Origin of the sequence: Morganella sp. EGD-HP17, from assembly GCF_000512315.2 — a bacterium.
Lineage (GTDB): Bacteria > Pseudomonadota > Gammaproteobacteria > Enterobacterales > Enterobacteriaceae > Morganella > Morganella morganii.
In genome coordinates this window covers 69,003-80,479 of sequence record NZ_AZRH01000011.1, presented here as the reverse complement: position 1 = coordinate 80,479, position 11,477 = coordinate 69,003, and the positions used below count along the sequence as shown (strand labels likewise).

10 protein-coding genes are annotated in these 11,477 nt (G+C 48.5%); 3 read left to right on the top strand and 7 right to left on the bottom strand.

Annotation, left to right across the window (positions count from 1 at the left end):
- Positions 1-12 precede the first annotated feature (12 nt).
- The 7 genes from X965_RS12655 to X965_RS12625 form a co-directional block, all read right to left on the bottom strand.
- Positions 13-699, bottom strand: coding sequence for a molecular chaperone (locus tag X965_RS12655; protein WP_036418271.1), 687 nt, complete (start codon positions 697-699; stop codon positions 13-15).
- A gap of 63 nt (positions 700-762) precedes the next feature.
- Positions 763-1,332 (bottom strand): fimbrial protein, encoded by a 570-nt coding sequence (locus X965_RS12650; protein ID WP_036418269.1) that lies wholly within the window; start codon positions 1,330-1,332, stop codon positions 763-765.
- 683 nt (positions 1,333-2,015) lie between these two features.
- Complete coding sequence (locus X965_RS12645) at positions 2,016-3,035, bottom strand: D-cysteine desulfhydrase (protein ID WP_004237922.1); 1,020 nt, start codon at positions 3,033-3,035, stop codon at positions 2,016-2,018.
- Between the two features lie 30 nt (positions 3,036-3,065).
- On the bottom strand, positions 3,066-4,511 hold the full coding sequence (locus X965_RS12640) for a Na+/H+ antiporter NhaC family protein (RefSeq protein ID WP_004904626.1): 1,446 nt from the start codon (positions 4,509-4,511) through the stop codon (positions 3,066-3,068).
- Between the two features lie 37 nt (positions 4,512-4,548).
- Complete coding sequence (locus tag X965_RS12635; protein WP_004237924.1) at positions 4,549-5,694, bottom strand: PLP-dependent aspartate aminotransferase family protein; 1,146 nt, start codon at positions 5,692-5,694, stop codon at positions 4,549-4,551.
- A gap of 295 nt (positions 5,695-5,989) precedes the next feature.
- Positions 5,990-6,751 (bottom strand): FCD domain-containing protein, encoded by a 762-nt coding sequence (locus X965_RS12630; protein WP_370597971.1) that lies wholly within the window; start codon positions 6,749-6,751, stop codon positions 5,990-5,992.
- Positions 6,752-6,892: 141 nt separating this feature from the next.
- Positions 6,893-7,873: a TRAP transporter substrate-binding protein gene (locus X965_RS12625; RefSeq protein WP_032098618.1), complete on the bottom strand. Its 981-nt coding sequence runs from the start codon at positions 7,871-7,873 to the stop codon at positions 6,893-6,895.
- Positions 7,874-8,131: 258 nt separating this feature from the next.
- Here X965_RS12625 and X965_RS12620 point away from each other — a divergent pair, with 258 nt between their 5' ends.
- The 3 genes from X965_RS12620 (at position 8,132) to uxuA (ending at position 11,472) form a co-directional block, all read left to right on the top strand.
- A complete protein-coding gene (locus tag X965_RS12620) occupies positions 8,132-8,635 on the top strand; it encodes a TRAP transporter small permease (protein WP_004237927.1) in 504 nt (167 codons plus the stop codon).
- A 21-nt stretch (positions 8,636-8,656) separates the two neighbouring features.
- Positions 8,657-9,967 (top strand): TRAP transporter large permease, encoded by a 1,311-nt coding sequence (locus X965_RS12615; RefSeq protein WP_004237928.1) that lies wholly within the window; start codon positions 8,657-8,659, stop codon positions 9,965-9,967.
- A 320-nt stretch (positions 9,968-10,287) separates the two neighbouring features.
- Positions 10,288-11,472 carry a mannonate dehydratase gene (gene uxuA, locus X965_RS12610; protein ID WP_004237929.1) on the top strand — a complete coding sequence of 395 codons (1,185 nt, stop codon included), beginning with the start codon at positions 10,288-10,290 and terminating at the stop codon, positions 11,470-11,472.
- Positions 11,473-11,477: the final 5 nt, after the last annotated feature.

Genomic DNA, 11,477 nt, shown 5'->3' with positions numbered 1-11,477 from the left:
CATTATCATCTGTTATTTAGCAGAATAACTTAATTCAACGGCTTTACCGTAATCATTTATGTATGTCAGTTTTACATTTGCAGGTGCTTTAATTGCCTGCGGGACAGTTATTGTTTCCACCGATTTAGGCGATATATATCCGGCAGGTAGTTTTACTTCCTGGTTGTTGACGGTGATTTTTGAAATATTTACATAATAAGGCGTGCTGTTATTAACCGTAAGGCGGTTACCTGAAACAGACCAGTCTAACTTATTCGCATAGATTTCAATATCACGGCTGTTATCGAGAGCCGCCGGACGATACAGGATTTTTATTCTGTTGGTCATCGAGTAGCGCAGAACGTTTTCCTGGCCTTCCTCACTCGGCGCCACAAACTTAACATTCAGCCAGTAAAGAGACTCTCTGTCAGCCGGTAATGACGCCACTTTTGTGATCTGTAATGTATTCTTTTTTTCAGCCCGTAATTTGACGAGTGGTGGTGTTGAAACAAAATCAGGGCTGACATTTCCTGCTTTATCTTCAACCCATGACTGCAAAAGATAATTTCTGCCTTTGTCGGTATTAAAGGCAACAACACCCTCGCTGTTATTTTTTTCATGATAAATAACGCGGGTTGTTTCTAAACCAAAACCGGCATAGCTTTCTGATACCAAAAGAAGTAATGCACAAGCAGAGAGAATGTTTGTTTTAGTGAACATGATTAAGCCTTAGTTATTTTATTATAGTGAGGGCGCGCAGAGTATTTCATCTGCGCATAAATATTAATTATATGAGAGCGTATAATTCAGCGTTGCATCCGCCTGGCCGGCTTCAACATCGTCAGCTGTGCTGTAGTAGTATGCGGTATAACTTCCCTTCCATGATGCACTGGAAGATACGTTATATTCCTCTGTTTTTGAGCCATCAATCACAACAGGGTCATTATTGGTATCGCCATTCTCAAATATAAGGACAGCAATATTTTTAGCCGTTGTACTTGCGTTCGGGTTATCTAATTCTAACAGCTCGTTATCACCATCTTTTGGTTTACCATGTAACTGTAATTTTACTTTTCCCTGATCCGGGCAGTCTGTTAATGAAATATTCAGTTCACCGTAGCCATCTTTTCCGCCAACCATAGTGCCGGTTTCTGTAAATGCACTGGTCGGATAACGACCCATTAACACATCAACATTAGGAGAGTTAGTATCGTTAAGATCAATCGAACAGGTGGCATTATAAATAAAGCCTTTAAAGGAAATTGTACCTGTCTGATCAACTGCGGATGCACTCATGGCAGTACCGGCAAGTAATGCAGAAATTAATGAGTTACCAATTAAAGATTTTTTCATCTTAAACCTTATTTAAATGAGTTTTTTATTATTCAGTGTCAGCTGAATAAAAATGAAATCGTGGTGTTATATGCGAAACAATAATAAATAAAGGCAGAAAAAATTCTGGCAATGATAAATACAATTTTCATTATCCGGAGTTGAAGATTATTTTTTTCTGCTGATTACTGGTTGTCTGGTTTAATTTATAGATATATGAGCTTTTCTGAATCACTCACGGAATGAGTATATCGAAATAATGTATTGAGAATACCCTGCGGTGTATCTCTGTGTAATCTGATGTTTCAAACTATTGCGTTTAGAGTTCTGGTTATAATCTTTTGATTTTTATGTGCATTTTTATTGTATTTGGTTTGTTTTATTCCATTTGTAATGAAGGGTAATAAAAATAATTTATAATAATGTAATGAATATCAGTATGTTACGGAATAATAAATGAAAAAAAAACGGGAAGGATATGCATTATTTACTTACATCTCACACGCGTATTTTTTTTAAAAAAGAACACAGGAAATGATTTTTTATCGGCCTGAATAATGATTTACATCGGAATTTGATGTGTGATTTTTTCCGGAAATGAGAGGTATTATCAGAGAGGCGGGAAATAACAGATACCGGAACAGGGGATATTGCCGGTATCTGTCAGATGTTATCTGTAAATTATAATATTATGGCGGACAGCTTTATATTGCTGCGCTCACTTCCTGATAAGCGAACAGTCCGGCGGCACCGCCGGTGTGCACAAACAGAAGTGGTGAAGTATCTTCCGGGTGTCTGCGAACCTGGTCAATCAGCCCGGCCATGGCTTTACCGGTGTAAACCGGATCCAGCAAAATACCTTCGTGACGCGCCAGCAGTTCAATGGCTTCCAGCCCGCCGGCATTCGGCATGCCGTATTCCGGGGCAAAATAGCTGTCCCACAGCACAATCGGTGCCGGTGTTTCAATATCAAACAGCTGTGCCAGTTCGTTTTGCAGTTTAACCACTTTCGGCGCCTGGTCAGCATATACCCGCGATACGGTGACACCGATAACCGGGGTCTGCGGCATCACCAGCTGTAATCCGGCAGACAGCCCGGCGTGTGTTCCGGCGCTGCCGGAGGCGACCACGACAGCACCGAATTCTGTGCCTTCCGGTGTCTGCTGCACGATTTCCATGGCGCACTCCGCATAGCCGAGGGAACCCAGCATATTGGAGCCGCCGACCGGCACGATATACGCATCACTGAGCTGCATATGGTTGATCAGTGCCTGCATCTGCGCATCCGGGTCAGTCAGGGCATCACACATCACACAGTGTGTGCCAAATAAATCCGTCAGCAGCTTGTTGCCGTTATTCAGAAAATTGGCTTCCTGACTGCCGATCGGGTTTTCCAGCAGCGCCACACATTTCAGGCCGTACATTGCCGCAACAGCCGCTGTCTGGCGGACGTGGTTGGACTGAATGGCTCCGGCAGTGACAATAAACTGTGCGCCTTTTTCCAGGGCATCCGCCATCAGGAATTCCAGTTTGCGCAGCTTGTTGCCGCCTGCCGCCAGCGGTGTCAGATCATCACGTTTGATGTAAATCTCCCGTCCCAGCAGGCGGGAGAGATTATTCAGTTTATTCAGCGGCGTGACACCGCTGAGCAGATTAAGCTTACTGAACTGCGCCAGTGTCTGTTGCAGCCGGGTTGCCCCGGCAGTGTTTACAGAAGAAGACATATCATTTCCTTATTGAATTCGCAGTCATACTCAGTAGGTGAATCCTAACCAGAGATAGACGGCCAGCGCAAAACTCGCGGTTAATACCGCATACGGCATCTGGGTACGGATATGCTCAATATGGTCACAGTCTGTCGCCATCGATGCCACGATCGCATCACTGGAGATAGGGGAGGTCATATCACCAAAGATAGACCCGGCGATAGCCGCACCAATCATATATTCCGGCGGCATACCGACAGACAGACCCAGCTGCACACCAATCGGGATCATGATGGCGAATGTACCCCAGGAGGTGCCGGTCGCCAGTGACATAATGGCACTGATCAGGAAGATAAAGCCGACAGAGAAGCCCGGCGCGATAACCCCTGATGTCACCTGAGCAATATAGGCACCGGTGTTAAGGTCGGAAGAGACAGAGCCCATCAGGAAGGCGAGGATCATCACCGAGCTGATTTTAATCATATTGGCATAGCCGATATAGAGCTCTTTAAAGAAGGTATCGACATTCATCACGCGGCGCGCCAGGAACCAGACAAATGACACCGCCGTCCCGAACATTACGCCCCAGTAAACCGAGGTGGAACCACTGCCTTTGCTGAACTCGCCGTCACCGGTGATATACAGCGCGACCGGCACCATCAGAATGGTGGAGAGGATCGGGATAAAGAAGTTCAGTGAAGTATGGCAGTTCGGATGATCGATAATGTCTTTATCATCTTCCGGCTCGTCGTGCGTTTCTTCCGGCGTACCGGTGATCACATCCGCAGAGCTGATGAGTGCCTGCGCACGCATTTCTGCTTTGCGCATCGGTCCCCAGGAGACATTGCTGAAGATATAGAACAGAATGCTGGCGAGTGAGAACCAGGCCATGATGTTGTAAACCATGGAATGTGCCAGGATATCAAACGGTTCGCCGGTGATCAGCCCCTGAGAGATCTGCACACCGATAACGCCCATCATTGCCGCACCCCAGCCGTTGATCATGGCGGAAGAACAGACAGACACACAGGCGGTCTGGATGATGTAAGACATTTTCTCCGGCGGCACGCCGTATTTTTTTGCCAGCGCTTTGGTGGAAGCACCGGAAACCAGCTGGTTAATCGAGCTTTCGATAAAAATCAGCGACGTGATAATCACCGCCAGCAGCTGAACACCTTTGCGGCCTTTGATGATCTGCGTTTTGTTGGTCAGCAGGCGGACAAGCGCCCGTACACCGCCGGTCACCACGACCAGCCGCATAATCCCGCCAATCATCAGCATAAAGATGATGGTTTTGGCGTTTCCTGATGATTTAAAGACATCAATAATCCCTTCGAGGGTCGCGCGGATCCCCAGTAAGAGGTTGTGATCATGAATAACAGTAAAGCCGACAAGTATCCCGATCAGCAGTGATAAAATCACCTGACGGGTACAGATGGCCAGAATAATTGTGACGACCGGGGTAATGACCGTCCAGATACCATAGTCCTGCATACGCTTTCTCTTTTATTATTGTGGTAGTGATGCTGTGTCAGGCCAGAGCCTGCTGTAAATCAGCCAGTAAATCGCCGATATCTTCGATGCCGACAGACAAACGCAGTGTGCTGTCAAAAACACCGATGGATTCGCGCTCTTCGCGGGTCATGGAGCCGTGGGACATGGTCGCGGAGTGATTCACCATGCTTTCCACGCCGCCCAGCGATTCAGCGAGCACAAAATAGCGCAGTTTTTTCACAAATGCTTCGGTTTCTGCGAGGCCACCTTTCAGCTGAATAGTGACCACGGCACCGCCGGTGCGCATCTGTTTTTTGCATAACTCATATTGCGGATGATCTTTCAGGCCCGGATAAAATACTTTTTCAATCTTGTCGTGACCGGACAGGAATTCCGCCACGGCCTGTGCATTGCTGCATTGTGCCGCCATCCGCAGTGCCAGGGTTTTCAGGCCGCGCAGAGCGAGATAAGCATCAAACGGAGAGGCAATCGCGCCGGTGGTGGTTTTCAGGAAATTCAGTCTTTCCGCGAGATCGTCACGGTTGGTGATCACCGCGCCGCCGATCAAGTCAGAGTGACCACCGATATATTTACTGGAGGAGACCATGATCAGATCCGCACCCATGGTCAGGGGCTTCTGGTTCCACGGTGTCGCGAAGGTGTTATCGATGCAGGTTACGATATTGTGTTCTCTGGCCAGTCCGCAGATGGCTTCAATATCAACCAGTTCCAGTAACGGGTTGGTCGGGCTTTCTATCCAGATCATGCGGGTATTGTCTTTGATTTTGCTGCGTACTGCGGCTAAATCATTGAGATCAACATAATCGAACTCGTGGCCGCAGTTCTCTTTTGCCACGCGCTCAAACAGACGGAATGTCCCGCCGTACACGCCTTTCATCGCAATAATATGGGAGCCCTGCGGGAAGATATTCAGCACCAGTGCCGCAGCCGCCACACCGGAGGCGGTCGCGGTGGCGTAAGTACCTTCCTCGACATCGGCCAGCAGTGTTTCATAGGCGTGGCGGGTCGGGTTACTGACGCGGGAATAGGCATATTCGCCGTGTTCGCTCAGGCTGGTCTGCACAAACGTACTGGCGGTGGTGATCGCCGGGAAAATAGCATGGTTTACTTTATCCTGCTGCTGTCCGCCGTGGATCAGCACAGTGGCAATTTTCTTACTCATAGTTGGTGTCCTGTAAAATATGCGATGAATATTTAATGGTTATTGTAATGGCCGGATAGTGGCACAGGTAGTCAGAAAAAATTTTCTAAAAAAATTCCGCTGTCGCAGACGGCAGAGAATAAATTTCTCTGTTATAAAATAAGTGTTATATATCAGATAATTGCATGTTTTATATGAATGAGAGGTGAATCACACTATGAATAATAAGGTTATTATTTTTATTTTACGGTCAAAAAAACCGGGTTGATTTTGCCCGGTTTCTGGTGTCTGAGAGTAAAAAAGGTGTGCAGGGGGATCAGTTCCGCACCAGGTCAACAGGATAGGAATTGAACAGATAACCATCAAAGTCCGGGTCATCGACATCCGACAGCTCCAGCAGGCGCTGTTTTACATTTTCCAGATGCTGCCACATGGCTTCTTTGGCCGCCGCCGGGTCTTTCTTAATCATGGCGGCGAGGATCACCTGGTGATCGGTCATCCACTCTTTGCGGTAATCTTTATTGGTGATGCGCGTATGCAGCTTCAGCCACATCGGGTTGTTTTCCCGCCATGCCCAGGATTGTTTCAGTAACTCCACCAGCATGCTGTTATGGGTCGCCTGCGCGATGGCCAGGTGAAACTCGCGGTCGCCGGTTTCATCTTCCCCGGTTTTCAGTTCGTCGCGTTCCCGCTGCAGGGCACTGCGCATATTGGCGATATCCACCGGTGTGGCCTGGGTGGCGGCAAATTCCGCGATATTGCTTTCCAGCAGCTGCCGCGCCTGTAACAGCTCAAACGGACCGGCGGCATTGAGCGAACCGTTATCCGTATAACCGTCTTTCTGATGCGGCAGGTCAGTAATATAGATACCGGATCCTTTACGGACCTCTATCAGGTTTTCCAGTTCCAGCATAATAAGTGCCTCGCGTACCACGGTACGGGACACACTGAGCATCTCAGCAATTTCGCGCTCAGGAGGAAGCTTATCACCCACAGCATAGTGCATATTGGTGATCATCTGACGCAATGCGTGGCCAACTTCCTGATAAGGACGTTTTGATTCGATAAATTGAGTCATCTGTGGTGCCATAAATAAAATGAAATCGGAGTCAGTTTACCAGATATTGGTCAACCAAAAATGATTTTGATGACTATAATATAAAATAAACCACCCAATATTGGTAATACAGGGTGGTTTATCTGAGAGGTGCAACGAAGATTATTTCACGTCGCGGATACGATCTGCCATTTTGGATAACTCAGGGTTGGACTTGGCAATATCGTCATACATCGGTTTTACCGCATCCTGGAAGGTGACTTTATCTACGGTGATAAATTCAATACCCTGCTTCTCAACTTTCGCACGTTCTTCTTTTTCTGAGGCTTCCCAGAGTTTCGCCATTGTCTGTGCGGAGTCTTTGGCTGCCTGCTTCACAATTTCCTGCTGTTCCGGTGTCAGCTTATCCAGTGATTTGGTCGACATCACCAGCACATCCGGCACCATTGTATGCTCATCCAGAGAGAAGAATTTGGTGACTTCGCTGTGACGGCTCAGTGTATAGGACGGGATATTGTTCTCTGCCGCATCCACCACGCCCTGCTGTAAGGCGGTATAGAGTTCACCGTAAGCCAGCGGGGTCGGGTTACCGCCGAGTGCTTTTACCATTGAGATAGCCGTCGGGCTCGGCTGTACGCGGATTTTCAGACCTTTCAGATCGTCCGGTGTGCGGATAGGTTTCTTGGCATAGAAGCTGCGCGCGCCCGCATCATAGTAAGTCAGACCGACAAACCCGCTGTCTTTGCTGGAGTCGAGGATCTCCTGTCCGATATCACCGTAGATAATTTTTTCGTAGTGTGGTTTGTCACGGAACAGGTAAGGCAGGTTAAAGACGGAGTAAGCCGGTGAGAAAGCTTCCAGTTCAGCAGCATTGGATTTGACGATATCCAGTGCACCGTTCTGCATTAATTCCATGGATTCACGCTGGTTGCCCAATTGCGCGTCCGGGTAGATACGGATGCGGACGTCACCGTTTGTTTTGGTTTTTACGTCATCCGCAAACTGTGTCATGGCTTTGTGAACAGCATGATCACGGTTCTGGTTATGGCTGAGTTTCAGCGTGGTGGCGGCGAAAGCCTGGGTAGCGCTGAGAGCAAATACCGCGCCGATAACAGTGCTGAGGATACGTTTGCTGTTTTTCACGTTAGGGTTCTCCGGAGGAAAATGAGCTTCTTATTATGTTGTCTCACCTTAATCACAAGTCACTAAGTGGTCAAAAGGTAAACCTTCATTGGTTGACCACTATCACAAAATAACCCCAATCTCTGGTTAACCAAATCATAATGTGATCACCGTCACTCACTGTTTTCAGCGGGATAGACTATGCTCGAACAGCAAAATTTGTATTTGGTGTGACAGTTGCCAAATTGGTTAACCAAAATAAAAACAAGGACAAGGCCAATGAAAAACCTTGTAGCGCTGATTAATAAAGGGCTTGCTGTTTTTACTATCTGTTTATCAGCATTCCTGGTGTTCTGTGTGACATGGCAGGTGTTATCCCGCTATATCCTCAGCTCCCCGAGTACCATTACTGATGAACTCGCCCGTTACCTTTTTATGTGGGTCGCCATGATTGGTGCGGCTTACACCACAGGACAACACCGGCACCTCGCGATTGATCTTCTCGTTATGAAACTGTCAGGTGCAAGAAAGCAGTTTGTCAGTTTATTTATCCAGATTGCCATTATTGCCTTTGCAGGCATTGTGCTGGTGTACGGCGGCAGCACACTGGTCTCTTCCACACTGGAAAGCGGTCAGATCACCCCGGCACTGGGCTGGCAGATGGGTTACATCTATCTCTGTTTACCAATCAGCGGCTTACTGATGATTATGTATGCACTGGTTGATATCTTTTCACTCTTTCAGCCGGGTTCAGCAAATACTGAACTGACTGACAGCCATTAATGGTGCGATGAGAGGTTAATTATGGATTGGTATGTGATTGCCGCGCTCTTCGGCACCTTTGCGTTTCTGCTGGTTCTCAGTGTTCCGGTTTCCTTCGCTATCGGCCTGTCATCGTTAGTGGCGATAGCCATGACGCTGCCGCTCGACTCCGCGATTACCGTTGTCGCCCAGCGTATGGCGGCAGGGGTGGATAACTTCTCGCTGCTGGCGATCCCGTTCTTTATTCTGGCCGGTAACATTATGAACCAGGGCGGTATCGCAGCCCGGCTGATTAATGTGGCAAAAGTGATCGGCGGTCGTCTGCCGGGCTCACTGCTGCACGTGAATATCATGGCGAACATGCTGTTTGGTGCGATTTCCGGTTCTGCTGTGGCTTCTGCGGCTGCGGTCGGCGGCACCATGTCCCCGATGCAGAAAAAAGAGGGGTATGACCCGGAACTGTCCGCTGCGGTGAATATTGCGTCCTGCCCGTCAGGTCTGCTGATCCCGCCGAGCAACACGCTGATTGTTTACTCGCTGGTTTCCGGTGGTACGTCGATTGCCGCGCTGTTCCTGGCCGGGTATATTCCGGGCATCCTGATGGGGCTGTCTCTGATGATCGTTTCCGGGATTATCGCGAAAAAACGCGGTTATCCGGTTGCACCGCGCCCGACATGGAATGAGTTTTTCTCAACCGTCTGGAAAGCTGTTCCGTCACTGATGCTGATCGTGGTGATTATGGGCGGGATTATCGCCGGTATCTTTACCGCGACAGAAGCATCCGCGATTGCCGTGATCTACAGCTTTGTTCTGGCCGTGATTATTTATCGTGAAGTCAGTTTCAGCCGCCTGCCGAAAATTATTCTGGAATCGGCAGTGACGACTTCTATCGTGCTGCTCCTGATCGGTGCCTCCATGGGGATGTCATGGGCGATGGCGAACGCGGATCTGCCGTATCTGATTGCTGACGGTCTGATGGCGATTTCCGATAATGCGCTGACTATCCTGCTGGTCATTAACATCATCCTGCTGATTGTCGGTATCTTTATGGATATGACGCCGGCGGTGCTGATTTTCACCCCGATTTTCCTGCCTGTCGCCATGGATATGGGGATTGACCCGGTACACTTCGGGATCATCATGACATTCAACCTGGCTATCGGTATCTGTACCCCGCCGGTCGGCAGCGCACTGTTTGTCGGGTGTTCCGTGGGCGGCGTCAGTATTGATAAAGTCCTGAAACCACTGGTGCCGATGTATATCGCACTGATTGCGGCGCTGGCGGTGGTGACCTATTTCCCTCAGCTCAGCCTGTGGCTGCCTGAGTTAGTCCTGAACTATACACCATCGTAATACCTGTGTTGTCACTCATCTGCCCTGCCGGATGAGTGACCGTTTTGGTTTACCGATTTAGTGAAATGAAAGTAACAAAAACGCACTTTTCGTTGATGTATTTTTATTTACAGTAAAAACAATAAATTAATCATAAAACAAAATGTGATATTGGTTGACCAATATTGTTTTCAGGCTTGACGTCTCTCTGTGTTGATAGGAAGATGACAACGCTGTACACGTGACAGCAAGGTTTGACAGCAATACTCGCCACACCGGGGATTTAATTGGTCAACCAAATACACAGTGATGATATTCGCGGAGCATAAACGAGGTTTAGTATGAAACAAACTTGGCGTTGGTACGGACCGGCAGATCCGGTTACTTTATCTGATATTCGTCAGGCGGGCGCTACCGGTATCGTGACAGCGCTGCACCATATCCCGAACGGTGAAGTCTGGACCACAGACGAAATTCAGAAGCGCAAGGCGCTGATTGAAGCTAACCATCTGGAATGGACCGTGGTTGAGAGTGTGCCTATCCACGAAGACATCAAAACACAGACCGGTGAGTATGAAAAATGGATTGCCAACTATCAGCAATCGCTGCGTAACCTCGCCGCCTGCGGGATTTATACTGTCTGCTACAACTTCATGCCGGTTCTCGACTGGACCCGTACTGACCTGGAATATGAGCTGCCGGACGGCTCAAAAGCATTACGTTTTGATCAGATTGAATTTGCGGTGTTCGAAATTTACCTCTTACAGCGCGAAGGGGCTGAGCAGGACTACACCGCAGAAGAACTGGCGCAGGCCAAAACCCGCTTTGAAACGATGCGGGATGACGAAAAACAAAAACTGATAAACAATATTATTGCCGGTCTTCCGGGTGCGGAAGAAGGCTATACACTTGAACAATTCCGCCAGCACCTGAAACGTTACGCCGGTATCGATAAAGCGAAATTACGTGAGCACTTTGCGTATTTCCTGAATAAAATCATTCCGGTGGCTGAAGAGTGCGGCCTGAAAATGGCTGTGCATCCTGATGATCCTCCGCGTCCTATCCTCGGCCTGCCGCGCATTGTCTCCACGATTGAAGATATGCAGTGGATGGCGGATACCGTCAACAGTGATGCCAACGGTTACACCATGTGCACCGGTTCTTACGGCGTGCGTGCTGACAACGACCTGGTCAATATGATTCAGACCTTTGGTCCGCGGATTTACTTCCTGCATCTGCGTTCAACCATGCGTGAAGAAAACCCGAATACCTTCCACGAAGCGGCGCATCTGGCCGGTGATGTGGATATGTATAATGTGATCAGCGCGGTTGCCGCCGAAGAGAACCGCCGCCGTGAGAGCGGCTCTGAGTCTCTGATCCCGATGCGTCCGGATCACGGTCATCAGATGCTGGATGACCTGAAGAAAAAAACCAACCCGGGCTATTCCGCCATCGGCCGTCTGAAAGGGCTGGCTGAAATCCGTGGTCTGGAAATGGGTATTCACCGCGCATTCTATACAAAATAATATCT